Origin of the sequence: Peribacillus aracenensis (genome assembly GCF_025175645.1) — a bacterium.
Classification (GTDB): Bacteria; Bacillota; Bacilli; order Bacillales; family DSM-1321; genus Peribacillus; species Peribacillus aracenensis.
The window spans coordinates 199930-224130 of sequence record NZ_JANZMJ010000006.1; the positions used below are offsets into that span (position 1 = coordinate 199930).

Sequence of the window (24201 nt, forward strand, 5' to 3'; positions counted from 1 at the left end):
CTTTTTTGCATCCCTCTTATAAATCCTTGCGAAGTTCACCAACGACATGTCCCAATTCCGGGAGAATCAATTTATTCATTGCGAGCCTAACCGCCCCTGAAGAGCCTGGGGTGGAAAAAACCGCTTTGTTGTTCACGACTCCGGCGATCGCCCTGGATAGGATGGCGGCAGAACCGATATCCTCTTGATAGCTGAGCATTCGAAAAATCTCGCCAAAACCGGGAATTTCCTTGGTCATCAACTCTTTGACCGCCTCGATCGTCACATCCCTATTGGCGATGCCAGTGCCTCCATTTGTTAATATGACATCGACCGTGCTGCTTCGGCTACCTGAAGTGACCGCATCCTGAATCGCTTTCCGTTCATCTTTAACGATTACATAATCCGTCACTTCATGACCATTTGACTTCAGCAATTCCATCATCAGTGCTCCGCTTTTATCCGTTTCTTCATTTCGCGTATCGCTGACGGTCATCACCATGCAGCGAACTGCCTCCGTGATGGCTTTTTTATGATTCTTGACACTCATTCTTCATCAGCCTTCTTCTCCAGTAAATAACGGTATTGATAGAACTTTTGGGCAAATTCACTGACATTCCGGGTCATTTGATAATTGGACCCAGCCCCTATGGCCATGCTGATGAACGGTATGCCCCGAACCAGTTTTTTTCGGAAAACAGTAATGGCCAATGCTTTCAACAGCTGCTTCAGCGGCTGTTCCATCCAGGTGGGGTTTGTCAGTTCTTCGATTCCTAAATAAAAATAATCATCTTCTGCAGTCTGGACCTCGCGGATCAATTCTTCCCAAGCTATTCCTTGGAGCCTCTTTGGCATCGCTCCTGCATTGAATACCTTAAGGGCCAGCATCATTTCAAACGGTGTATTCACCTCAACACCATAAGACATCGCAATCAGCTGTACGGTCCTGACATTGATGACCGTCATGGCCGGAATATCGCTCCCTAGCAGAAGCAGGCCTCCAGATCCGCTCATCCCGCCTTGTGCAAATGAATATAAGCGATGCTTAGCGATATGCTGATTGGCTATGTAATTCAACTGATCGATCGGTAAGTGTTTCAAATCGCTCAGCGTTTCGATTTCTTCATTAAACACGCGCGCAGATGCTAAAATCCGCTCTCTTGCATCTATTTGAACTTGTGAGCTCTGAACCATGGCATGCAAATGAAAAAGCCAAGTATCAAGCTTGTCAAAAAACTGTTGTTGGACGTTTTCCGGAAGCAGGGCAAACCCCTGCTCCAACCATTTATCATACAATGCAGCCAGATCCGTTGGCTCATATTGATAAAGTTTTTCCTGCCATTCACTAATTTCATCCAAAAGTTTCATTTCCCGGTTCGTGAATTCCATGCATCAAGCCTCCTATGTACAGAATTGGTGGATTCTCCCTTAAGTATAACATAGAGGGAAGCTTTTTTAGAGAATAGATGATGGCGATCCAGCGTTCAAGGGTTTGGATTGCATGGACATAAAACCAAGCGAAGGAGGATTTTGAGGATGAAATTTCATGGGAAAGCCCCCTTACCAGAGAGATAAGGGGATCATCATAAAACAGTAAGTCATGCTTTCCAAGTTTTGCTCAAAGCTATTTTCATGGTATCCCTGACAATCATGATTTCTTCATTAGTTGGGATGACCATGACTTTCACAGGGGAATAGGGTGCATTGATGAACGCTTCCTTACCCGAGGTGCGATTGAGGTCTTTATCCCAATATACCCCCATGAATTCAAGCCCCTCCAAGATCCGCCCCCTGATGGTTTGACTGTTTTCACCGATGCCCGCTGTAAAAATGATGCCGTCCACACCTCCCATTTTTGCTGAATAGGAGCCTATGTACTTGTGAATCCGGTCTGCGAACACTTTAAGTGCGAGTTCAGCCCGCTCATTGCCTTTGTCGGCTTCAACTTGAATATCGCGCAGGTCGCTGGAAAATCCGGAAAGGGCCAGAATGCCGCTTTTCTTATTCAGGACATCCAGCACTTCATCTGCTGTCTTTCCCGTCTTTTCCATGATATAAGGAATCAGTGCAGGGTCGTTGTTCCCTGAACGCGTTCCCATAGTAACACCGGCCAATGGCGTAAATCCCATTGATGTATCAATTGATTTGCCGCCCTTTATGGCCGTAATGCTTGCACCATTCCCCAAATGGCACGATATCAACCGAAGCTGTTCAATTGGGCGGCCAATCATATCGGCAGCCCGCTGCGATACATATTTATGTGAAGTGCCATGAAATCCATACTTCCTTATTCCGTACTTTTCATAATATTCAAGAGGTAAGCTGTACAAATAGGAACCTGCCGCCATCGTTTGATGGAAGGCAGTGTCGAATACCGCAACCGCTGGCACATCGTCCAGTATTCGCCTGAAGGCTTTGATTCCGGTGATATTAGCGGGATTATGAAGGGGTGCCAACTCGGAAAGCTTTTCGATTTCCTCTATTACGTCCTCCGTAATCAAGACCGATTCCGTGAATATCTCACCGCCATGCACCACCCGATGCCCTACGCCATCTATCTCTTCAAAGGAGTCAATGATGCGATGGTCAATCAGCTTTTTCAATAAAAGCCCTACAGCTATTTCATGATTGGGTATATCCATTGTTTCAGTAACCTTTTCGCCTACGACGCTTAAGGTAAATGCGGAATTTTTCAAGCCGATTCTTTCTACAAGACCTTTTGTAATTACATTTTCACAAGGCATCTCAAAAAGCTGAAACTTCAATGATGAGCTGCCCGCATTAATAGCCATGATTTTTGACATCCATCCTGCTCCTTTACTCTAAGCTAGTTCTTTCAATATTCATCGCAACGAAACGTGCAGTGTATTGTACAATCTTATCATGGCAAGCGAATCCAACCAAATAATAATGAAAGATTGCAAATAATCACTCTTTCAAGAAAAAAAGAAAGCCAATGCCTGCGGCATCAGCTTTCAATGACTATTTTTCTTCTTTAAACCAATCGTCCATCTGTTGCATGACAGACCTGGTCGCTTCGAAGTCCGACAACTTCGGAAGTTGTACGAGCAATGCCTTCTTCGGTGCTTCGATACCCTCTTTTTTCTTTTGGAGGATCAGGATGCTTTTCGCAGCCGCTTCACTCTTAAACATGGAAAGCGGCAGCTGCACCATCCCTTGGATATGTGTATGTTTCTTCAGGAAATCATTGAGTTTCGGAGCTTCCTCCGAGACGAACAGGTTATTCGGGACAATGAAGAATAGGTGTCCGCCATCCTTCGCGTGTTTAACACCTTGTTCGATAAACAAATGATGTGCATACGAATGTCCCTTATCGGCCTTCAATTCATACTCAGCTGCGCGCACATCATTCGGGTAATATCCTATCGGCAAATCACTGACCACAACATCTGAAGGATCGATGAAAAGCGGCTCCAAGCTGTCCTGGTTGAAAAATTCCAGCGGGTGTTCTTGCAGGTTGGCACCTGCATATGCAAGCCTGATCAAGGTTTCATCAATTTCGACACCATATGAAGCGATGTTTTTATCAGTAAGTTGATTCAAGATCGCAAATAGTAAATTCCCCGTTCCAATGGCAGGATCGAGCATGACTATCTCTTTTTGATCCTTGGTGAATTTACCGACTAAATAGCTGACGAACATGCCGACTGCATCAGGAGTCATATGATGATTCGGCTGAACGCTCTGCTGCATGCCTTTTAAAATAGCAAGCTGATATGCTTTACGGATTGCTTCCTTCTCATATTTCTCCGGTGAAAAATCTGCATAATGCTTCACTAACCTTTTCTTCGATACTTCACTGATTTCCTCCTGAAGGACTTTCCCTTGGAAGAAATTCTCGCCCGTTTCACCCAGGGCATCCAGATACGTACATGATAGTTCGCTTTGCAGTATTTGGGCTGTTTCATCAAATTCATTAAATAATTGTTCAACTGGGGTAGACTTCACTTATTAATTCCTCCTGTTTGCTTCTGTCCCTATTTTAAAGGTAAGAAGTAAGAGATACAAGCCGTACGTCCTGCTTATCATTCTTCGTTTGTTTAACGTACTGCGCGCACTCCTTTTTCAAAATTTCAACCACGAGTAATTAAAAAGTAAATGAAATACAGGGTTGTTGCCCTGTATTTTTTATTTTGGAAAAGCTCACTGAATGCCCAAACAGAATACCATACATGAGGTGGTGATTATTATGGATAATCAATATCAATACTATCATGGGCAGGTTAATCCGATAAATCAGCAACATGATACACAGTCAGAAGATGAAATTAACAGGCAACAACAGGGACAACAAGGGTTTCAAGAAGCGTTTAGACAAGGATATCGACAAGGGTATCGACAAGGGTATAGGGATGGATACCGAGCAGGGCAACAAGCGGGGTTTCCAGGAACTCATCAAAGACAAATGCCGTCGTGGCCTAATGAAATTGACATAAAAGTGGGTACACCTAATGGTCAAGAGTGGTCTGGCAAAATTGTTTTACCACTGAATGATCCGAGTTTGGAGCCATAACTAAACTAAGCATATAAAATAACATCCATTAAATAAGCTAAATCAAAAAACCGGGCACTTAGCGCCCGGTTTCTTAGGATTGCATCTTATTTTGCCGCTTTAGCCGCTTCGATTGCACCTTCGTAATTTGGATGGTTCGTACCTTCACTCACATATTCTACATACGTGATTTCATCAGAGCTGTTCACTACGAATACAGAGCGGGCCAATAGACGAAGTTCCTGCATGACGACACCATATGCTTCACCGAACGAAAGGTCACGGTGATCGGAAAGAACTTGAACATTGTCCAAGCCGCTTGCCGCACACCAGCGTTTTTGGGCGAAAGGAAGATCGTTACTGATCGTCAGTACTTTCACATTATCCAATTTTGCCGCTTCTTCATTGAATTTGCGTGTCTGTGCATCACATACACCTGTATCCACGGATGGAACCACACTGATAATGCGGACAGAACCTTTGGAGTCGCTTAATGTAACCGGTGATAAGTCATTTGCCAATACTGTAAAATCAGGTGCTTTGTCCCCAACTTTTAGTTCTTGTCCCACTAAAGTGATCGGGTTGTTTTTAAATGTAACTGAAGCCATTAATAATTCCTCCTTTTTCTGCTATATGTACAAGCATAATCATATTTGTTTTACCGGAATTTTGCAATAAATTGAATTGGGAAATGTGAGTCTTGCTTGCACATGTCCGATATCCAAGCCTTTTATGGTGTAATGGCAGACTGCAGCAAAAAGAAAACTCGGCGGGTGCCGAGTCACAGTTAGAAATCTATATCCTGTTTAGGTTCTTGGTACCTCTTTACAGCTGGTTGACTGCCGCCTTGATTACTGCCTTGCTTTTGATTACTGTCTTTCTTGGATAGCATCGACTGAATTTTATCGACGACTTGAGGAGCTAAATCCATCATTTTTTCGAGAAGATGCGTCCCTTCATCAAGATGAATCATTTTCACCCCATGGGAACCGACAATCAAAAAGGCAATCGGTGTTATGGAAACCCCACCGCCGCTACCGCCGCCAAAAGGCTGCTTGGAATCACCTTGCTGTCCTTGATGGTTCCCATCCATCATAAATTCGCTGCCACCGGCTGCAAAACCAAATCCCACTTTGGATACGGTTAAAATGACACTTCCATCCGGAGTCTCCACCGGATCCCCGATGATCGTATTCACATCAACCATTTCTTTCAGATTTTCCATAGCTTCTTTCATTAAACCTTGGATCGGATGATCTGACATTTAAATTCCTCCACTCTAGAACGATTGTTTATTGGAATCACCTGCTAGCTTCGCTAATTTCCTGGATTTGAAATGCGGCTTTCCGCCTTTCCAATAACGAAGCAGTTTTATTCCAGTCACCATAGCCTGCCCGATTCTAAATTGTAATATGCAGGAAATCTTCGTGTTTGCCTGCCATCTCTGAAAGTCGGGTGTAATGGAATAGGAGGGCATGATCCGGAAGTTGAAATAGGTTGTCAGCAACCCGATGATCGAACCTTTTAGTGCCCAGCATGCTCCAGTTAAAACGCCGGTGTGTGCAGCGTTTTTAGTACCGACCATACTATGCCAGGTGAATTCTTTGACTTGGACTTTCCCTGTGAATTGACGGACGATCCCATGAAATCCGATTATATGCTGAAGCATTTCCAGACTGTCTGCGAATCCGTCACGCAAATCTTCGGCTGTGATTTTTTTCTTTTCTTCCTTTTTGGTTTTTCCGTTCATTTCTTGCTCTTCCTTTACTACTATAGATGCAGAGTCATCTTCCATTTTGATGACCGGAACCTTGAATGTATAGTGAAAAAGCCCATACCAAGCTGATAATTTAATATGTATTTGGTCATTCGTTTGGATACGTTTGTAGTCGATGTACACTCTTACTTTAGTGAAAACAACAATCAGCAGCACCAAAATGAGGATACCCATAATCAACAATAGCCACTTCATGCACCCACACCCCTTCAGCCTATCATTATCGGCATATGCAAAAAAAATAAACCTGCAAAAGCGAAAATACCGCTCTTACAGATTTACGAATGGAAGAATCATCTTCTGATCAACACAACGCCCGTGTCTGCAAAGACATCATGCAAAGCCTGCTTCTTCGGTAAAAGGCCTGCCAAGAGATAGCCAATCCAAGTGACTTTTGAAATATAGCGGCCAATTAGCTCCCTGAACAATACCGTCCCCCATGAAATGGTCTTTTTCTCTTCCTTCAATGCAACGACTTTCAGTCCAAAAATCATCTTGCCAAGGGTTTGGTTCAAGAATTTGGTCATTAAAACAAAATATAAGAAGAATACGACCCCCGTTAAGAAGCCCTCTGCGGAAAACCAGAGATCATCTGTCCCTTCATAAAACTTGAAGATCGGATGAATCAAAATCCGGTTCAAACTTCCGATAACCAATAAATCTGCTAAATAGGCCCAAAACCTCATCCAAAAACCAGCAAAATGCACTTTCTTGACTCCGTCATCATCCACGGTCTTACTGGCTGGTGTAAATTCCTGCTGAACGGGAACCTCTTGATCTGCCATTAGATTGGATGAAGCGATTTGTTCATTGTTTTCATTTCGTTCCGTCATCCTTCAGCCCCCCTATTCCGCATACAAATACATTAAGCGTGGAGAATTTGAAGAGGAAAGGATTTTTGTCAAGACTGCCGTTTCCACATCATTTCCCAACATTTTTTGCGCACCCATACTGAATAATGAACCGAAACCTGCCTCATCTGTATAACGGATAACTTGAGCATCCTTTTTACCGATATCCGTTTTCATTGCGGCAATTACATCATCCAAATGACCGAAATCATCGATTAGATGGTTTTCTTTAGCCTGACGCCCATCATAAATGCGTCCATCGGCAATTTCCCTTACTTCCTTCTCTGTCATTCCGCGGCCGTCTGCAATGACTTTTACAAATTGATCATAAGAATTATTAATCATATTCTGCAGTATTTCTCGTTCTTCCCCAGTCATTTCCCGGGTTGGACTCATAATATCTTTGTGTGGTCCGCTTTTGATGGTTTCGAACTCGACACCATACTTCTTGGCCAGCTTCTCGTAATTATACCCATGCATGATGACGCCTAGTGAACCCGTCATCGTTTCCGGGCTAGCATAAATCTTATCGGCTGGTGCAGAAATATAATATCCGCCTGAAGCCGCCATTGATCCCATGGAAACATAAACAGGTTTTTTCACTTTCTTGATATCTAGGATCTTGTCATAGATCTCTGCACTTTCGACGACACCGCCGCCTGGAGAATTCACCCGAAGGATGATTCCTTTGATATCATCATTTTCCTCTGCCATCTTCAGCTTATCCATGAAGGCACGATGATTATATGTTGCTGAACTAAGTAATGAGGCTTCTCCTGTATCTTGAATCGTACCCTCTACATCAAATACGGCAATAACATTTGAGTAATCATCACCTTCTATGACTTCCTCGTAAAATTCACTTTCGGAAGCAAATAATTCATCAATGATATTTTCCGTATCCGCTGTAAATAGAGTCGTAGCCGCCCCAACAGCAATTGAGACAAAAAATAAAACGGCTGCGATTCCAAGTGCCGCCCAACGCTTTCCATTCATCTGTTTTCCCCCTTAAATATATGTATCCTTCTTACCATACGAACTAATGACGAAAATGTTTCATTCCATGATAAACCAAGACATATAAAATTGTAGCAAATAATCCTCTAATTGGAAATGGATTGATGCATTTTGCACAATCTGCATATACCTTTCTTCTCTATTTATACAAAAGAGGGATGATGATATACATGCAAATAAAAATCTCCCTCAAGTTTCAGCCGGAGCAGTAAATGCCATTAACGGAAAATCAGCCAAACTAAAAAGCTGCCAGGCTTCATCCCGGGAGCTTCTATATTTATTGCTTTGGAGCTAATTCAAGTGCTGACTGAATGGCCGCAAGCATGCTTTTTTCATCAGCGATATTCTTCGAAATATCAAATGCTGTGCCATGATCTACGGAAGTTCGGACAATGCCGTCCTTAAGCCCTACGGTAATATTGACTCCAGCCTCAATTCCCATGACCTTGAATGGGGCATGTCCCTGATCATGATAACAGGCAATGACAATATCAAAATCTCCACGGCCAGCCTTGAAGAACAATGCATCTGCAGGAAGCGGCCCGCTTACATTGATTCCTTCACCCCTGTATCCGTTCTATTCCAGGCATTAATTTCTCTACTTCTTCACCGTTTCCAAATAGGCCATTTTCCCCTGCATGGGGTTTATACCACAAACAGCGATGCTTATTGAGAATTAATTATACCATCATTCGCTTTTCACTTCCTAAAAGGATCTGTGTCGCTATCCAGTTAATCATTCTTTCTTCGATATTGCTTCCCCAAACGAATGACAAAAGTGCTTCATTCCATGATAAACTATGTCATATAAAAGTGTACGAAATGTGAAGCTGCATTTTGTACTGACGGCTTTCCCTTCTCGAAAGAAAAGAAAGCCCTTTCATCACCATACATACTAGGGGGGAACATGATGAACACTCGAAGGAATATTTATTTTTTCCATGCACCGAATGCAGAGATGATTAGCAAGGTAAAATACTTGTCAGACTTGGCGAAGCAACATTCGTATGAAGTCATCCAGGATTTCACGAAAGCAAACATCATCGTAAGCATCGGTGATGACGGCACATTCCTGCAGGCAGCCCGGAAAACCGGTTTCAGGGATGACTGTTTATATGCGGGCATTTCCACCACAGGTAACTTGAATATGTATTGCGATTTCCACTTGGAAGACAGTGATAAAATGATCGATGCCATGACAAAAGAGCAAATCGAGGTCCGTAAATACCCAACCATCGCTATCCAGTTGGACGATCAACCCTCCTTTTATGCCCTTAATGAACTCAGTATCCGGTCTTCCATCACCAAAACGTTCATCATGGATATCTTCATCGATCAACTCCATTTTGAAACTTTTCGCGGGGACGGAATCATCATTGCGACTCCGACTGGAAGCACCGCCTATAATAAATCGGTCAATGGATCCGTTGTCGATCCCCTCCTCCCTTGCTTTCAAGTGAGCGAGCTTGCTTCCGTCAATAATAATACCTATCGGACCCTAGGTTCCTCATTTATTTTAAGCGGTGATAAGACGTTGACCGTCCACCTTGAAGAAAACGGACCAAGCTATCCGATCATCGGAATGGACAATGAAGCACTAAGCATCAATCATGTCGAAAAAGTAAAGGTCCGGTTAAGCGGTAAAGTCATCAAGACCGTTAAATTAAAAGACAATTCCTTTTGGGAAAAGGTTAAAAGGACCTTTCTATGAACTAAAAAAGGTACCGGGTATGGTAACCGGTACCTTTAAATATGATAAAAATCTTTCGTATTTTGATAAAGGATTTCATAGACATCCTCAATCGGCAATCCTTTAATCGAAGCAATCTGACGCACACTGTCATGCATCATGCCGGGATGGGTCCATTTCCCATTAAAAACCCCTTCAAACGGCCATGGTCCATCCGTTTCAATCATCATCAGCTTAAGTGGGTATTCCGAAACCAATTCCTGTATTTCCCTCTCATAACAAACATCAGGTGTAATCGAAATGCGATAGCCCTTTTCGGCCATTCTTTCGACTGTCCGGATATCGCCTTTAAACCAATGAAAGTGTGCCTTTGTGATTTGATGCTTTTCCAAAAGGTCGCAAACGATGGGTGCATCGTCATGTACGGCATGAAGGATAACCGGCTTTTCAACCTCTTTGGCTAAGGTCAGGAACCTCTCCAGTATCGCTATATAAGCTGACTTATCAATATCGGGATTTTCCTGCCTTAAATAATAGGGCAGCCCAACCTCACCTATGGCAACCATATCTTGATGATGTTCCCGCATCCAGTTCAAAAGTTCGTTCACCTCTTCATCACCTGGGAGCGGCTGCTCTGGATGAAAACCAAAGGCAGGCTTTATTCGTGAATCCTTCAGTGAGAGCTGATAATTGTTAATCGAAGAAGCCAAATTCATGGAAACAGTCAGCAAGGATTCCATATGAACCTTTTCCATGTCAGTCAGAATCTGCTTCCGCTTAACAACGTCATACCGGTCTAAATGGATATGACTGTCGATGATCCTCAAGTTCAATCGCCTCCCTTAAGTATAAATAGTTGGCTTCAGTGCTGCATATAAGTCTCTCTTCAAATGAAAAAACTCATCACTAAGAAGCTGTTCTTCACTTCTTGGCCTTGGAAATGGAATTTCCACTTCTTTGATGACAGCAGCCGGTTTTGCTGATAACACATAGATTCGATCTGAAAGGAAAACCGCTTCATCTATGCTATGTGTAACAAATAGCACCGACCTCCGATTTTCTTCCCAAACCGACAATAGCCATTTTTGCATTTGCAATCTTGTCAGTTCATCCAAGGCAGAAAAGGGTTCGTCCAAGCACATCAAGTCCTGTGGACTTAAGATACTCCGGATGAATGCGGCCCTTTGCTTCATGCCTCCAGATAATTCATGCGGATATGCTTTTTCGTACTCTTCCAATCCGGCTTTCATCAAAAGGGATTTTGCCTTTTCTTTATCTCTGATCCCAGCGAGTTCACTTCCAAGCAAAACATTTTCCACTACCGTCCTCCAAGGTAAAAGGGAAGGCTGCTGAGGCATATAGCTGATATGGCCCTTTAAGCCATTTATCTTTTTGCCACCCAGTGAGATGATTCCCTGATCCGGCTTTAAAATGCCGCCAATCAAGTGGAACAATGTACTTTTACCGCTGCCTGATGGCCCAAGGATCGTGACAAATTCCCCATCATCCACATGGAAATTCATATTCTCCAATATATTCTGTTTACCATCGAAAGAATAGGAGACGTCTTTAATTTCCAGATTCATCCCTTTTCCCCTCCTTTCTCTTCCAAGAAACTACGTATTTCTCCAGGAAAGTGATGATTCCAAAAAAGATCAGGCTCATGCCCATGATGATGAAAATGGCAACAAACACTCGATCTGTCCTGAACGCTGAGGAAGCGAGAGTCATATAAACACCAATCCCCGATTTTGCCCCAAGCCATTCCGAAATAACCGCCCCCATTACACTATATGTGGCCGAAATTTTCAGGCCGGAGAAAATGAACGGGATCGAGTGAGGAAGTTCCAGCTTCCAAAATAACTGGTTTTTTCCCGCTCCCATCATCTTGAAGTAATGCTTAAGTTCGTATGGTGTCTGGCGAAAACCGTCCAATGATGCAACCGCAACCGGAAAAAAGCATACAAGTGATATCACTATTAACTTAGGCAGCATGCCAAAGCCAAACCAGATCACCAAGAGCGGCGCCAAAACGATGATGGGTATATTTTGTGATAGTATGAGCAGAGGATAAACCGCATCCTTCACACCTGGAAATAGGTGTAAGATTGCCGCGATCAATAAGCCGATGCAGCTTCCAATAAAAAAACCCGTCAACGCAAGCTCGGTTGTGGATATAAGGTGTCCGTAAAGAGTGCGGGCCGACTCAATTCCTTCAATGAAAATGGCCGATGGAGCGGGAAACAGCCATTCTTCGACTTTCAATAAAACTGTCACTGACTCCCATACTATCAGCAACAATAATAAAAGAAAGAAGGGAGCCCCCTTCTTCCAAATTCCCCTTCCGTTCATGCCCGATATTTCTCCGTTAACGTATCCATCGTAATCCCGCTTGGCTGATATAATATTTTTACTTGGGAAATGACATTCGGCGAACCTATTTCAATCATTCTTACATTCATTTTTTCTATCACGGCAAAAAGTTCGGAAAGCTCACCCTCCATTGTCGTTTCAAGCGGGTGAACCTCATACTTGACACCTGATTCTTCAATGATCTTGATTGCTTCATCAACCATGGGGATGACATTTTCCCCTTTAGGAATGATCTGTATGCTAATTAATGAGTTGGCCATTGTATTTCCTCCTATTTTGGTAAAAATTCATTGGTAAATGCCTTTTCAGGATCGAAATCACCTTCAAGAAGCTTATTTTCAGTCATCCAATCACTGTATTTCTTCCAAATTGCAAGCTTTTGCTCACCCCATCGCGGAGCATCATCCTGATACTTGTCTGCAAGCCACTCCTGGCTTTTCTTTACTAGTTTTGCATCAAGATCCGGTGCAGATTTGATTAACATGTCCGCTGCATCGTCTGGATTCTTGATTGCAAACTGGTATCCTTTCGAAGCTGCATGTACGAATGCTTTAACAGTCTCCGGATCTTCTTTAATCATCTTTTCATTCGTAGTCAATACAGGCGTATAGTAATCAAGCTTATCAGAGTATTCGGTTAAGTAAACCATATTAAGCTTTTCATTACGCAATTCAGCCTCAACGCCTGTCCATCCATAATAAATCCAGGCAAAATCTATATCCCTTTTAACAGAAGTGAAAAAATCCGTGTCTCCTGTATTGACTATATCCACTTTATTTACATCGGCATTTTCTTTTTTCATGAGTGAATCAATGATGGCTTTTTCAACCGGAGACCCCCAGCCACCATACGTTTTCCCTTCAAAATCCTTAGGAGTTTTAATGTTCTTTGCCTCAGGTGAAGCGAATCCCGAGGTATTATGCTGAATGACGGCAGCTACCGAAACAATCGGCACGCCCTGCACGCGGGCCTGCGTTATGCCCTCCTGGTAACTCACGCCAAATTCCGATTTACCTGAAGCGACAAGCTTATCAGCTCCGGCTTCACCTGGCATGATGATTTCCACATCAAGACCTTGTTCTTTAAAATAACCTTTTTCCTTGGCTACATACAATCCTGTATGATTTGTATTCGGTGTCCAATCGAGCACGACCGATACTTTTTTTAATTTTTCTTTTCCTTCATTTTTAGATGCTTCTTCTTTTTCATTAGTTCCGCCTGCACCGCATCCAGCCAAAAGGAACAACGAAGTTAACAGTGGCAAGAATTTATTCAAGTCATTATCCTCCTACACATCATATAAGATCCATATGCCGGAACCATAATGGGGCTCCAGGGTTTATTCAAATACTGGATGAAAAAGCAAAAAACGCCCGAAGATGGATTCGGACGTTAACATACAAAACAGAAAGTCAGTAATAATATGTTCCCTCCGCTGGCATCATCCAGATCAGGTTCAAAGAGTCAGCATCTAAAGGATGCAATCTCAGCCAGCAGTACTGGCCCCCCTACATTTCTCGCACATATGAACTTTTCTCTCTCATTATATCAATTCATGGGGAAAAAGGAATACTATTTTGCTTCTTCTCGCTAATCGGAGAGGTATTCCTGCACTCTAGGATTTCTAGCAAAACATCTTTTGGAATGAAAGTAAAAAAATTCTGCCTCTTTTCATTCCAATCATTCTCGGCTGTCACGTTCCAAATAGTCAATTCAAAGCTTGCATTCATATAATGAGCATTATATGTAAACATTTTTGTTTACCGGTTTTATAAACCGTTCATTTCATAAGTAAAAGGTGGATATGATCATGATAAAGATTAATCACAAACGGTTAGATGTCAGTCAAATCCAACCAGGAATAGCATCTGCTAAATCACTTGAAATGGTCCAATTGCTGGCGGAGGATTCCAACGTTTTTGAATATCCGAACTTTAGAATGTTTAATTTCGAGATACAACTGAGGAACCGGGTCATTGCGGCAGCTATTGCGTTGGATAAAAGTAATGCAGAATTTTCCACACTTGAGGAATCGGCATCCAATAAACAATATTGGCGCCTTTCAAAGGATGGCACCTTTACCCTTCAGCCAGGGGTTCTCCCTCATGCTGCACTCGTTGACATTTTCATAAATGGAGGGCTTTATGCTTTTGAATGCGGGACTGCAATAGTCGTCACTTTTTTAAAGGCCATTTTGGATTTGATCGGCCCTAGGAATTTCGACGACCTTTTTTCAAACCTAGTTTTATATGACTGGCACCCTCCACAAAATATGGAACTCATTGTTCATAAAGGAAGGGATTATTTACCAGGTGATTGCGTTTACTTCAAAAACCCTGATCACGACGAGGCAACTCCTGAATGGCAAGGTGAAAATGCCATATTATTAGGAAAAGACCTCTTATATGGCCACGGGATCGGGATTACCAGTTCACAGGGAATCATCGATGAATTAAATAGCAATAGAAAGCCATTCGCCACCATATCAGCATTCCTGACAAATCATATCATTTTCCTGGATAGTTCCTTCTATAGTCAATTCCAACAAAATATCCCCCGTGCAAAGTCCGATTACAGTCCTGTCAGCCTTTCCAATTGTATTGTATCAGAAATAGGTTCGAGTTTTTACCTTTCATGACCCGGGCATTTTCCCCTATACCGGCATAAAAAAATGCTTGGAGAGAAATCTCCCAGCATTTTTTGTTATTCACGCACCAATATTCCCTTTGCCTTTGAACCTGCGGGCACTTGCCTGACCCCATTTCGTTATGGATAATGTATAAACAGCCAAGGCTGACCATATGAACAAAAAGGCTAAAAGATGTGCTTTGGTAAAACTTTCATGATAGACGAATACCCCGATCAATAAAGATAAGGTCGGAGCGATATACTGAAAAATGCCAAGCATCGATAACGGGATCTTCTCCGCCCCTTTCGCAAAATATAAAAGAGGCAATGCCGTGACAATCCCGCCGCCCACCAACAGCAAGCTTGTGCTTCCCTCTGTAAAGAATTGCATTTCCGATTGGTTCATCAAGTATATCAAGTAACCCAGGGCAAGAGGCGTTACCATCATCGTTTCGAGCGTCAGCCCGATCGCCGATTCGGCCTTGATCATTTTTTTTGCCAGACCGTATAATCCGAACGTCATGGCCAAAACAAGAGAGATCCACGGGATGGTGCCGAAATGAATGCCAAGGATCAAGACTCCGATTCCTGCAAGCAGGAATGAAATGATTTGGGCCCGGCTCAGTTTTTCTTTTAAGACTATCACTCCCAATAGTACACTGACTAGCGGATTGATATAATATCCAAGGCTCGTGTCAAGGATCCGTCCTGAGTTAACGGCCCAGATGAACACTCCCCAATTAGCTGTAACAAGCAGTGACGCCGTTAGTAATGCCATAAAGAGTTTGGGATTTCCCATTATGTTTTTGACATAATCAAGAAACGCTTGCCATTTTTTCATGAACATCAATAAAACCAGCATGAACACGAAAGACCATAATACCCTCTGAGCTAAAATTTCTGTTGCACCGACTCCCTGAAGGAACTTCCAGTAAATCGGCACGACTCCCCACATCATGTAAGAAAGGGCTGCATAGATTGCCCCTTCTTTTTGTTCATCCACTTTCATAACAAGCCTTCTTTCCATTTACATTCCTTTATCTAATTCCATCTAATAATTTTGTATTTCCATTTCTTTTTTTGCAACTGTTATTTTTTATCATACATGATTTTGTCATCGATGACCGTCATGACCGCCTCTGCTTGTAGGAGATCATCCGGCGCGACAGCAAAAACATCCAGATTAAATACGGTAAAATCGGCATCGTACCCTTCATTGATCACACCGCGGCGCTTTTCCTGGCCGATTGCTGCAGCACTCCCTTTTGTATACAGTGAGAAAGCCTCGTATACGGAAAGCCTTTCGCCCATACCATATACGGTCGGGTCCTCACTGTTGATTTTCTTCCTTGTGACAGCTGCATGAATGCCCAAAATTGGATTTAATGGTTCAATGGGTGCATCCGACCCTCCCGCACAAATGATGCCCAACTTCAAATAGGTTTTCCAGGCATAGGAGGATTCCAGTAGATCGGCTGGAACCTTTTCTTCCACCCACGGAAAATCGGACGGGACGAAACCCGGCTGGATATCAAAGATTACCGGCAGCTTTGCCGCCCGCTCCAACAGCTCCGGCCGGACAATCTGCGCATGGATGAGCCGGTCCCTCTGCCCCTTTATTGGCGGGAGGGCTTCTACTGCATTCAGGACGTATTCAAAAGCGAGATCGCCAATCGCATGTACAGCAATCGGCATTCCGGCATCCCTTGCTTTTTTCACCCATTCCTGAAGCTCGTTTTCAGTGAATATCGCGACTCCATTCGTATCCTTTTGATCTACATAAGGCTCGCTCAACAGAGCTGTGCGTCCGCCCAAGGAGCCGTCGGTAAATATCTTCATGCTGTCAAATTTGATATATCGCGTACCTTTCTGATAGCCGCCGCCTGCTGCCAGCATTTCTTCAAACGCTTCGTGATGGACGAGCAAATTGGCGCGAAAGGCCATTTCCCGGTCCTCGATAACCGATTTAAACGCCTGATATGTCGGCATGAAGCCATTGTAATAATAAAGGTCCTCGGTATGCCCCCCAGTCAAACCAAGCTTATATGCGTCTCCTATGGCCTCTGTGAGCGCGTTTTCGATATACTCTTGATCAATCCCGGGAAGGCTGTCTAAAATAAAGTTCTGCGCTTGACTTTCTTTAAATAAACCATTTAAACGCCCGTCAGGATAACGGCAGATCACCCCGCCTGAAGGTTCTTTTATATCTTCTTTAATATCCGCTTCCAATAGGGCGCGGGAATTGACCACCAAGGCATGACGGCAAATCCTTTTCAATACGATGGGATGTTCTGTCGATATCCCGTCAAGCTCATCCCGTAATATCAATTCAGGACTCGGCCATTCATTTTCATTCCATCCTTCGGCAACAATCCACTTTCCAGCCGGGGTTTTTGAGCACTTTTCCTTCAAGGATTTCAAGATGGCCTCCCTGCTATCCATCAAAGAGAGGTCTAAACGAAGCAGCCTTTCACCATGCCCGACCAAATGAAGGTGACTATCCACTAACCCCGGCAGCATCGTTTGTCCATTTAAGTCGATTTCCCTGGAAATATTGCCGGCATATTCATTTTTCAAATAGTCCTGGCTGCCGGTATCAACAATTACCCCCTTTTCAGTGAAGACAGCCTCCACTCGATCGTTTTCTTTAATCATCGTATAAATCGACCCATTGAACCATAACGTTCCCATTCCGGCTTTACACTCCTTATTAAATGATTGTTCCTGTGCAGATATGCAGTAAGTGTACCATCTCATATCATGGATTCCCATATTTATGCTTTTATCCAAGTACCTGTAATAAAAAAACGCCAGCCGTTGGGGCTGACGGTAATGCTTTCAATTAATTGTTAAGGAGTGCTTCTTCCCTTTTCCGTAAATCAACCCGTTTGATTTTACCTGATGTCGTTTTGGGCAGCTCTTCTAAAAATTCGATTTTCCTTGGATATTTATATGGGGCAGTCAATTCCTTCACGTGCGTTTGGAGCGTCTGTATCAAGCCTTGGCTGTTCGGATCGATATCCTCCATCAAGACTACATATGCCTTGACCACATTTCCCCTTATTTCATCAGGGCTTGCTATAACGGCACACTCTTTAACAAATGGATGCTTCACGAGTGCATCTTCCACTTCAAACGGTCCAATCGTATATCCCGAGCTGATGATGATATCATCAGAACGACCCTCAAACCAGAAATAACCATCTTCATCCTTTTTCGCTTGGTCGCCGGTAATATAATAGTCCCCGCGGAACTGCTGTGATGTCCGCTCCGGATCTTTAAAATATTCTTTAAATAGAGCAGGTGTATCTACATGTACGGCAATATCCCCCACTACGCCAGGAGAACAAGGTTTGCCTGAATCATCAATGATTTCTACATGGTTGCCCGGAGTCGGTTTCCCCATGGAGCCCAATTTAATATCCATGCCTTTCGTTACCCCTACCAACAGGGTATTTTCGGTCTGTCCATAACCATCACGCACTTCAATATGGAAATGGTTTTTAAAGACCTCGAACACTTTTTGATTTAAAGGCTCTCCCGCTGATACAGCACTATGAAGATGGGATAAATCATAATCATCAAGGTTATCCGCCTTTGCCATCAATCGATACTCGGTCGGTGTGCAGCATAATGCATTCACTTTGTAGTCCTGAAGCAGCTGAAGATATTTCTTCGCCTCGAACTTCCCATGATAGGCAAGACCAGCCGCTCCCGTTCCTAGAACCGCCAGGAAAGGACTCCAGATCCACTTTTGCCACCCTGGGCCTGCCGTTGCCCAAACCACATCCGTTTCGCTGATGCCAAGCCAGTTTGCTGCAGACGTTTTCAAATGGGCATAAGCCCATCCATGTGTATGGACGACCCCTTTTGGATTTCCTGTCGTTCCGGAAGTATACGATAAGAACGCCATATCCTCACTCTTCGTGTCGGCCATGGGCAGCTGATCTGATTCCTCATCGGCAAGCTCATTCAAATCCAGCCAATTTTCGATTCGTTTTCCGATTGAAAATTTGAGGAGGCTTTCCGCCCCTTCTATTTCATTCAATTCATGAGTATATTCATGGTAACTGATGATTCCTTTGACATCACCATGGCTGACTCGATACTGCAAGTCCTTCGCACGAAGCATTTCGGAACAAGGTATGACAATCATGCCAATTTTCAATGCGGCTAAATACACTTGATAAGCTTCCACCAAACGAGGAATTATGATAAGGACCGTATCACCTTTACCCAGTCCTTTTTTCTTGAAGGCATTTCCGATTTTATTTGCACTTTTTAATAAGTTCTCATATGTAAGTTGTTTTTTATCCCCGTTTTCGTTCTCCCAGAGGACGGCAACTTTTTCTGGATCTTTTGCAAAACGTTCCATTTCACTAACTAAGTTGTAATGTTCCGGAGCCAATAAGTCTTCACGCTTCATATTCTTCCCCTCCAATTATGAACTCTTAGTACCTACTCATTATACAAGATACTTCTCTAATATTTCTATTTATTTTTACAATTAAATAAATAGAGCGGGTGTTAGAACCCGCCCTCTGTAGACTGTAGTCAAATTCGATGAACATCCAGTTTTCACTAAAAAAACCGTTCTAGCTGATTTCATTTTATATAAAACAGTAAAAAATCATGAAGTATTACTAACTATTGTTTAAAATAATGGTCCGCACTTTATTTGGCCGCCAAGACCAACAAAAATAAAGAGAGCGGGTGTTAGAACCCGCTCTCTGTAGCCATATTTATTAAATTATCTGTTGAATCCTCCGCCTAATTGTTGTTCAGCCATTTGAACAAGGCGTTTTGTGATTTCTCCACCAACTGAACCGTTAGCGCGAGATGTTGTGTCGGCACCAAGTTGTACGCCGAATTCTGTAGCGATTTCATATTTCATTTGCTCTAGAGCTTGTTCCACTCCAGGTACCAATAATTCGTTTGAGCTGTTGTTGTTTGCCATGTGTTTTTCACCTCCTTGTGATTATAGAGTGTGTTAAAACACATGGCTTCATTCGCACAATTTTATTGGTAATTACAGGATATTAAAAGAGGTCTTCCATCGCTTCTTCCTTATCGAAAGTCTGACCAGGTTTAACCGTTAATATTTCTGTTTCGGAGACCGCTTTTTCAATCAAGGATTCAAAGTCGACGAAGCTTTCATAGTAATTGACTTTTTCACGTTTCGGTTTCGTTTTTGGGCTTGCCGGCGTAAAGACCGTACAGCAATCCTCGTACGGCAGATTGGATATTTCAAAAGTATCGAGCTCTCTCGCAATTTTGATGATTTCTGTCTTATCCATGGTAATCAGCGGTCGCAGGATCGGTGTATTCGTCACCTCATTGATGGCAAACATGCTGCTCATCGTCTGGCTCGCAACCTGTCCAAGGCTTTCACCGGTAATCAGTGCCATGGCTTCTTCCTTTTCACGGATTCGATCGGCGACCCGCATCATTAAACGCCGGGTTGTAGTCATTGAGTAGTTTTCCGGGATTTGTTTTTGAATCAATAATTGGATTTCCGTAAATGGAACGATATGCACTTTCATGCTTCCATTTATTTCTGCAAGCTTGCCTGCCAAATCAATGACCTTTTGGCGTGAACGTTCGCTTGTGAACGGCGGGCTGTAGAAATGGATCGCTTCCACGTCCAATCCCCGTTTCATCGAAAGGAATCCCGCAACAGGGCTATCAATCCCGCCTGAAAGCATCAGCATCGCCTTCCCGCTTGAACCGAATGGGAGACCGCCTGCCCCCTGGATGATTTCACCTGTCAAATACACGGCTTCGCGTCTCACTTCCACTAGCAGGTTCAAATCAGGGTTCTTTACATCCACTTTTAAATCTTCTGTATTTCGAAGTAAATGCCCGCCGATTGCCCTGTTAATTTCATCGGTATTATATGGAAAATCCTTATCCGCGCGTTTTGTCGTGATTTTGAACGTGTTGACGTCTTCAAGAGTATGATTAAGATAATACAATGCTGCCGTTTTCATCACTTCCAGATCACGCTCTATTTTTATTGCAGGGCTTAATGACTGAATTCCAAAAATGCCTTTCAACCGCTCAATGACAGGCTTATGGTCTGCACCGTTCAGGAGAACGTACATCCGCTCCCGGTTGGCAGTGAGCATTACACCTTCTATATCTTTTAAACTCCAGCGGATATGTGCCTTCATTTTGTCTACAAAGCCTTTGCGGTTTCTTTTTTTCGTGGAGATTTCTCCATAACGGATAATTATATGATCAAATTTCATTTTGCAACCCTCATTATTTTTTCTAAATTAGCGACTATTTTCTGTATCGCCGCCAGAACTTGCTTTGCTTCTTCCATTTCATTGCCATAGGTAGTACTGATCCGGATGACGCTTTCGGAACGGGCTGAATTATGGAACATCGCATCCACCGTTTTGCTTACCGTCCTTTTTTTCGAAGAACAGGCACTGGTCGTCGAAACATATATTCCTTCCGATTCAAGTGCATGCAGCAATACCTCGGATTTAAGCCCCGGAACGGAAAAATTCACAATATGGGGTGCACCCTCTTCAGGACTGTTAACCATTACCCCGTCCATTTCCTTCAAGCCTTTATATAAATATGTTTTGATTTGCTGCAGCTTATCAAGATACAGCAATTGATTGTTCATACTAATACGCAAAGCCTTCGATAGGGCGACGATTCCTGCAACATTTTCGGTGCCGCTCCTGATTTTCGTTTCTTGATTGCCGCCATGGAAAAGCGGATCGACCCGAACGCCTTCACGAACATAAAGGATGCCCGTCCCCTTCAAGCCGTGAACCTTATGGCCGGAAATTGTACATAAATCCACATTGGCTTCGCGCAATGATAACGAAACTTTGCCTGTTCCCTGTACATTATCGACATGAAAGAGCACGTTTGGGTATTGTATTAACAATTTGCCAATTTCAGCAATCGGCTGTATCGAGCCAACTTCATTATTAACATGCATGACGGAAACCAAAATGGTATCTTCCCTCAATGCTTCCTTAAGATCCGTTACATCAATTTGCCCACATTCGTTAACGGGAAGATACGTGATCTCATAGCCCATTTTCGTCAATGATTGGCATGCATCTTCTACAGAAGGATGTTCAATCGCTGTCGTGATTATGTGTTTGCCGCGATTCCCCTGAGAGTGGGCGGCCCCTTTGATGGCAAGATTATTTCCTTCCGTCCCCCCGGAAGTGAAATATATTTCCGAACTCTTCACCTTTAGTAAATCAGCGACCTGCTTTCTTGCAGCGGAAAGCAGTTTTTCGGATTGCACCCCAAGTCCATGAAGCGAAGAGGGGTTCCCGAAATAGTCCGAAGTAACCTTCATGAATGATTCGATTACTTCGGGATATGGTTTTGTTGTTGCACTATTATCAAAATAAATCATGGGTTCACCTTCCATGTTTTTGTATCTATGATGGTCACTATACTGAATATAAGTTTAAATGTTGCTGTTGCAACTTCTAATATTAACATAATTGAATTTGAAAGAGAATGTAAAACACTGGTCCACTGAAATGATAGGAGACCTGCTTCTTTTCAGTCCCGCAGAACGATTTACCTTCCTGCCTAGTCTATTTCAGGGTCCTGTAAAAGAAAAAACCCGCCATGGCGGGTTTTTTAGGAAAGGACTTCTTCTATGTTCGCCCCGATTTTTCGTAAACTGCCTGGGTCGACCTTTTCTATGGCCGTGGCTGCCGTTTCCAATGCAGCTTGATATTCGTAGCTTCGGAATTTGGCCTCGGCCTCCCTAAGGCTCTCGGCTACCATATCGTGACTGCTGCGATAGCGATTTCCGAATTGGATCACCTTTTCGGCCAAATACATATGTTCGATCAATTCATTTGCCTTTTCGTGGACCCTATTCACCTGTTGAACCGCCTTTTCCAAGTAAATATATACAGCGGCCATGTCAAGCGGCTTTTCTTCAAGTTTCCCCTGAACGTCGTCCATGCTTTCTTTGGCGTCCTGAAGCACCACTTTATACTCTTCTGGAAGACCTGGGATATTGCTTTTTGCAATTAAACGTCCAGTATCGACCATTTTGCGCTTCAATTCGGCCAATGCATCCCTGGCATCCATTTCATCTTTTCGTAAAGCCTGTAATTTAAGGGTAAAGTCTTTCTGATTTTCCTGTAATTCCTTCAACTGTTCCGCCAGACCCTGCATCTCTTCGCTGATAAGGGAGCTTGCCATCACATTATCCTCCATTTTCAAGACAAGCAATTGATGGCGTTTCGAAATCTGGGCAATCTGCTTTTCCATTTTCCGTTGTGCATCAAGCTCATTTTCCGTCAAATGATAGGTGTGTTGAACATGTATGGTTTCAACTTTAAGTTTATCGTTTTCATATTCAAGGTCACTTAACGTTTTTCTAAGAACTTCATCATTTTTCAAGATATACTGTTTTGAAAGTACTTCTTTTTCCAAAAGGTCATAAAGAACCTCGATGCTTTCGCGCATTTCTTTAATGCCTTTTTCCACTGCTTCCGTTTCGGCATTGTCCAATTGTGCTTTATATAGTTCCAGTTCTTCCTCAAGCCGTGATATTTCCTGCTCGAATTGGATATGGCTCAACAGATACCCTTGTCCTGACATCTCCTCATAACCATCCTTCAATTCCTGAAGCTGGGAATGCAGCTCTGATTGGCTATCCACCAATAATTTTGGGAGCATTTCCATTTTAACTGACAGAACCGCCAATTTTTCCTTAATGGATAGAACGAGCTCCCTCGCATTCAAATAATTGCCGTTCACGGTCTCTTCTTCATACTTCTGGAGGATTTGCAATACTTCATCCAAGGAATTTTCCAGCTTATCAGCCGCTTTCCCATAATTATGCCTGTGCGCAAGCAGGGATTTCTTCAATTGACGGTAGGATTCTTTGATATCCTCAATTTCCAATCGATTCTTTTCCTCACTGCCTACGAGTTCATTCAGTTCATATAAAATCTTTTTGATCATTTCCTCGATTTCATTCAGCTTGACTGTAATTTTGCGCTGTACCTCTTTTGATCGGCTGAAACGGTATTTATCGACGAATTCCTCGGCATCGAATAAAAGCTCTTCGACTTCGGGCATATGATCCGTAATGATGGCGTCCCATTCAATTCGCCAGTTTTCGAACATTTCCTCTGTTTCACCTGTCATGTTCAATTGTTTGACTTTAGAAAGCTCTTCCAGCACGGGGCGGTGCGTGATGCTTATTTTCCAGGATTCCAGTCGATCGATTTCTTTAAAATATCTCTTTTTGAAAAAATAACCCCAAATGATGAAAATCAAAATTAATACAATTACCCCAATTATGTAATCCATGGTAAGCCCCCTGTTCTAGTCCTTACAGTCTTGCTCGTTTATATATCAA

Annotated in this window: 24 protein-coding genes, 1 pseudogene and 1 riboswitch; of the genes and pseudogenes, 3 read left to right on the forward strand and 22 right to left on the reverse strand. The window is 43.0% G+C overall.

Annotated features, from left to right (window positions below; translation table 11 throughout):
- Window positions 1-16: 16 nt before the first annotated feature.
- The 4 genes from N0M92_RS09135 to N0M92_RS09150 all read right to left on the reverse strand — a co-directional run bounded on the left by N0M92_RS09135 (window position 17) and on the right by N0M92_RS09150 (window position 3948).
- Window positions 17-529 carry a MogA/MoaB family molybdenum cofactor biosynthesis protein gene (locus tag N0M92_RS09135; RefSeq protein WP_260285418.1) on the reverse strand — a complete coding sequence of 171 codons (513 nt, stop codon included), beginning with the start codon at window positions 527-529 and terminating at the stop codon, window positions 17-19.
- Window positions 526-1368 (reverse strand): EcsC family protein, encoded by an 843-nt coding sequence (locus N0M92_RS09140; protein WP_260285419.1) that lies wholly within the window; start codon window positions 1366-1368, stop codon window positions 526-528. Before N0M92_RS09140 ends, N0M92_RS09135 begins: the two co-directional genes overlap by 4 nt.
- Before the next feature lie 209 nt (window positions 1369-1577).
- Window positions 1578-2783 (reverse strand): acetate kinase, encoded by a 1206-nt coding sequence (locus N0M92_RS09145; RefSeq protein WP_260285420.1) that lies wholly within the window; start codon window positions 2781-2783, stop codon window positions 1578-1580.
- Between the two features lie 178 nt (window positions 2784-2961).
- Window positions 2962-3948 (reverse strand): class I SAM-dependent methyltransferase, encoded by a 987-nt coding sequence (locus N0M92_RS09150; protein WP_260285421.1) that lies wholly within the window; start codon window positions 3946-3948, stop codon window positions 2962-2964.
- A gap of 241 nt (window positions 3949-4189) precedes the next feature.
- Between N0M92_RS09150 and N0M92_RS09155 the strand changes: the two genes are divergently transcribed.
- Window positions 4190-4513 (forward strand): hypothetical protein, encoded by a 324-nt coding sequence (locus N0M92_RS09155; RefSeq protein ID WP_260285422.1) that lies wholly within the window; start codon window positions 4190-4192, stop codon window positions 4511-4513.
- A gap of 86 nt (window positions 4514-4599) precedes the next feature.
- Here the strand turns inward: N0M92_RS09155 and tpx are convergent, their stop codons facing one another.
- The 6 genes and pseudogenes from tpx to N0M92_RS09185 form a co-directional block, all read right to left on the reverse strand.
- Window positions 4600-5100, reverse strand: coding sequence for a thiol peroxidase (tpx, locus tag N0M92_RS09160; RefSeq protein WP_034309176.1), 501 nt, complete (start codon window positions 5098-5100; stop codon window positions 4600-4602).
- A gap of 179 nt (window positions 5101-5279) precedes the next feature.
- Window positions 5280-5756 (reverse strand): GerW family sporulation protein, encoded by a 477-nt coding sequence (ytfJ, locus tag N0M92_RS09165; protein WP_260285423.1) that lies wholly within the window; start codon window positions 5754-5756, stop codon window positions 5280-5282.
- A gap of 15 nt (window positions 5757-5771) precedes the next feature.
- On the reverse strand, window positions 5772-6464 hold the full coding sequence (locus N0M92_RS09170; RefSeq protein WP_260285424.1) for a DUF2953 domain-containing protein: 693 nt from the start codon (window positions 6462-6464) through the stop codon (window positions 5772-5774).
- A 98-nt stretch (window positions 6465-6562) separates the two neighbouring features.
- Window positions 6563-7102 (reverse strand): RDD family protein, encoded by a 540-nt coding sequence (locus tag N0M92_RS09175; RefSeq protein ID WP_260285425.1) that lies wholly within the window; start codon window positions 7100-7102, stop codon window positions 6563-6565.
- Between the two features lie 12 nt (window positions 7103-7114).
- On the reverse strand, window positions 7115-8116 hold the full coding sequence (sppA, locus tag N0M92_RS09180; RefSeq protein WP_260285426.1) for a signal peptide peptidase SppA: 1002 nt from the start codon (window positions 8114-8116) through the stop codon (window positions 7115-7117).
- Window positions 8117-8414: 298 nt separating this feature from the next.
- Window positions 8415-8801 (reverse strand): annotated as a pseudogene (locus N0M92_RS09185) (4-hydroxythreonine-4-phosphate dehydrogenase PdxA); the annotation flags it as partial.
- A 246-nt stretch (window positions 8802-9047) separates the two neighbouring features.
- Here N0M92_RS09185 and N0M92_RS09190 point away from each other — a divergent pair.
- Window positions 9048-9848, forward strand: a complete 801-nt coding sequence (locus N0M92_RS09190) for an NAD kinase (RefSeq protein WP_260285427.1) — start codon at window positions 9048-9050, stop codon at window positions 9846-9848.
- A 35-nt stretch (window positions 9849-9883) separates the two neighbouring features.
- On the opposite strand, the gene N0M92_RS09195 is transcribed toward N0M92_RS09190, so the two are convergent.
- Genes N0M92_RS09195 through N0M92_RS09215 form a run of 5 tightly spaced genes read right to left on the reverse strand, consistent with a single transcriptional unit; the run spans window position 9884 to window position 13476 of the window.
- Window positions 9884-10654, reverse strand: a complete 771-nt coding sequence (locus N0M92_RS09195; RefSeq protein ID WP_311202532.1) for a TatD family hydrolase — start codon at window positions 10652-10654, stop codon at window positions 9884-9886.
- A 15-nt stretch (window positions 10655-10669) separates the two neighbouring features.
- Window positions 10670-11413 (reverse strand): ABC transporter ATP-binding protein, encoded by a 744-nt coding sequence (locus tag N0M92_RS09200; RefSeq protein ID WP_260285429.1) that lies wholly within the window; start codon window positions 11411-11413, stop codon window positions 10670-10672.
- The gene (locus N0M92_RS09205; protein WP_260285430.1) at window positions 11397-12179 is read right to left on the reverse strand and encodes an ABC transporter permease; all 783 of its coding nucleotides are present in this window, start codon (window positions 12177-12179) and stop codon (window positions 11397-11399) included. The genes N0M92_RS09200 and N0M92_RS09205 overlap by 17 nt, the downstream gene beginning before the upstream one ends.
- Window positions 12176-12460 (reverse strand): thiamine-binding protein, encoded by a 285-nt coding sequence (locus N0M92_RS09210; protein WP_034309193.1) that lies wholly within the window; start codon window positions 12458-12460, stop codon window positions 12176-12178. The genes N0M92_RS09205 and N0M92_RS09210 overlap by 4 nt, the downstream gene beginning before the upstream one ends.
- An 11-nt stretch (window positions 12461-12471) precedes the next feature.
- Window positions 12472-13476 (reverse strand): ABC transporter substrate-binding protein, encoded by a 1005-nt coding sequence (locus N0M92_RS09215; RefSeq protein ID WP_260285431.1) that lies wholly within the window; start codon window positions 13474-13476, stop codon window positions 12472-12474.
- Window positions 13477-13610: 134 nt separating this feature from the next.
- A riboswitch (TPP riboswitch) is annotated at window positions 13611-13720 on the reverse strand.
- Between the two features lie 290 nt (window positions 13721-14010).
- On the opposite strand from N0M92_RS09215, the gene N0M92_RS09220 reads away from it, so the two are divergent.
- On the forward strand, window positions 14011-14838 hold the full coding sequence (locus N0M92_RS09220) for a protein-glutamine gamma-glutamyltransferase (RefSeq protein WP_260285432.1): 828 nt from the start codon (window positions 14011-14013) through the stop codon (window positions 14836-14838).
- Window positions 14839-14907: 69 nt separating this feature from the next.
- Here the strand turns inward: N0M92_RS09220 and rarD are convergent, their stop codons facing one another.
- The 7 genes from rarD to ezrA form a co-directional block, all read right to left on the reverse strand.
- Window positions 14908-15837 carry an EamA family transporter RarD gene (gene rarD, locus N0M92_RS09225; RefSeq protein ID WP_260285433.1) on the reverse strand — a complete coding sequence of 310 codons (930 nt, stop codon included), beginning with the start codon at window positions 15835-15837 and terminating at the stop codon, window positions 14908-14910.
- Between the two features lie 80 nt (window positions 15838-15917).
- Entirely contained in the window at window positions 15918-17519 is a 1602-nt protein-coding gene (locus N0M92_RS09230) for an amidohydrolase (protein ID WP_260285434.1), read from the reverse strand.
- 151 nt (window positions 17520-17670) lie between these two features.
- Window positions 17671-19254, reverse strand: a complete 1584-nt coding sequence (gene mbcS / locus N0M92_RS09235; RefSeq protein WP_260285435.1) for an acyl-CoA synthetase MbcS — start codon at window positions 19252-19254, stop codon at window positions 17671-17673.
- Window positions 19255-19578: 324 nt separating this feature from the next.
- Complete coding sequence (locus tag N0M92_RS09240; RefSeq protein ID WP_137018142.1) at window positions 19579-19785, reverse strand: alpha/beta-type small acid-soluble spore protein; 207 nt, start codon at window positions 19783-19785, stop codon at window positions 19579-19581.
- A gap of 82 nt (window positions 19786-19867) precedes the next feature.
- A complete protein-coding gene (thiI, locus tag N0M92_RS09245) occupies window positions 19868-21079 on the reverse strand; it encodes a tRNA uracil 4-sulfurtransferase ThiI (RefSeq protein ID WP_260285436.1) in 1212 nt (403 codons plus the stop codon).
- Entirely contained in the window at window positions 21076-22224 is a 1149-nt protein-coding gene (locus tag N0M92_RS09250; protein ID WP_260285437.1) for a cysteine desulfurase family protein, read from the reverse strand. Before N0M92_RS09250 ends, thiI begins: the two co-directional genes overlap by 4 nt.
- 233 nt (window positions 22225-22457) lie before the next feature.
- Window positions 22458-24152 carry a septation ring formation regulator EzrA gene (ezrA, locus tag N0M92_RS09255; protein WP_260285438.1) on the reverse strand — a complete coding sequence of 565 codons (1695 nt, stop codon included), beginning with the start codon at window positions 24150-24152 and terminating at the stop codon, window positions 22458-22460.
- Window positions 24153-24201: the final 49 nt, after the last annotated feature.

Excerpts from the sequence above, each read along its gene's own strand:
- N0M92_RS09205 (WP_260285430.1), bottom strand. The coding sequence starts at position 12,179 with ATGAACGGAAGGGGAATTTGGAAGAAGGGGGCTCCCTTCTTTCTTTTA.
- tpx (WP_034309176.1), bottom strand. The coding sequence starts at position 5,100 with ATGGCTTCAGTTACATTTAAAAACAACCCGATCACTTTAGTGGGACAA.
- N0M92_RS09170 (WP_260285424.1), bottom strand. The coding sequence starts at position 6,464 with ATGAAGTGGCTATTGTTGATTATGGGTATCCTCATTTTGGTGCTGCTG.
- N0M92_RS09140 (WP_260285419.1), bottom strand. The coding sequence starts at position 1,368 with ATGGAATTCACGAACCGGGAAATGAAACTTTTGGATGAAATTAGTGAA.
- N0M92_RS09250 (WP_260285437.1), bottom strand. The coding sequence starts at position 22,224 with ATGATTTATTTTGATAATAGTGCAACAACAAAACCATATCCCGAAGTA.
- ytfJ (WP_260285423.1), bottom strand. The coding sequence starts at position 5,756 with ATGTCAGATCATCCGATCCAAGGTTTAATGAAAGAAGCTATGGAAAAT.
- thiI (WP_260285436.1), bottom strand. The coding sequence starts at position 21,079 with ATGAAATTTGATCATATAATTATCCGTTATGGAGAAATCTCCACGAAA.
- N0M92_RS09155 (WP_260285422.1), top strand. The coding sequence starts at position 4,190 with ATGGATAATCAATATCAATACTATCATGGGCAGGTTAATCCGATAAAT.
- N0M92_RS09210 (WP_034309193.1), bottom strand. The coding sequence starts at position 12,460 with ATGGCCAACTCATTAATTAGCATACAGATCATTCCTAAAGGGGAAAAT.
- ezrA (WP_260285438.1), bottom strand. The coding sequence starts at position 24,152 with ATGGATTACATAATTGGGGTAATTGTATTAATTTTGATTTTCATCATT.
- N0M92_RS09200 (WP_260285429.1), bottom strand. The coding sequence starts at position 11,413 with ATGAATCTGGAAATTAAAGACGTCTCCTATTCTTTCGATGGTAAACAG.
- N0M92_RS09240 (WP_137018142.1), bottom strand. The coding sequence starts at position 19,785 with ATGGCAAACAACAACAGCTCAAACGAATTATTGGTACCTGGAGTGGAA.
- sppA (WP_260285426.1), bottom strand. The coding sequence starts at position 8,116 with ATGAATGGAAAGCGTTGGGCGGCACTTGGAATCGCAGCCGTTTTATTT.
- N0M92_RS09190 (WP_260285427.1), top strand. The coding sequence starts at position 9,048 with ATGAACACTCGAAGGAATATTTATTTTTTCCATGCACCGAATGCAGAG.
- N0M92_RS09175 (WP_260285425.1), bottom strand. The coding sequence starts at position 7,102 with ATGACGGAACGAAATGAAAACAATGAACAAATCGCTTCATCCAATCTA.
- N0M92_RS09145 (WP_260285420.1), bottom strand. The coding sequence starts at position 2,783 with ATGTCAAAAATCATGGCTATTAATGCGGGCAGCTCATCATTGAAGTTT.
- rarD (WP_260285433.1), bottom strand. The coding sequence starts at position 15,837 with ATGAAAGTGGATGAACAAAAAGAAGGGGCAATCTATGCAGCCCTTTCT.
- N0M92_RS09230 (WP_260285434.1), bottom strand. The coding sequence starts at position 17,519 with ATGGGAACGTTATGGTTCAATGGGTCGATTTATACGATGATTAAAGAA.
- N0M92_RS09220 (WP_260285432.1), top strand. The coding sequence starts at position 14,011 with ATGATAAAGATTAATCACAAACGGTTAGATGTCAGTCAAATCCAACCA.
- N0M92_RS09135 (WP_260285418.1), bottom strand. The coding sequence starts at position 529 with ATGAGTGTCAAGAATCATAAAAAAGCCATCACGGAGGCAGTTCGCTGC.
- mbcS (WP_260285435.1), bottom strand. The coding sequence starts at position 19,254 with ATGAAGCGTGAAGACTTATTGGCTCCGGAACATTACAACTTAGTTAGT.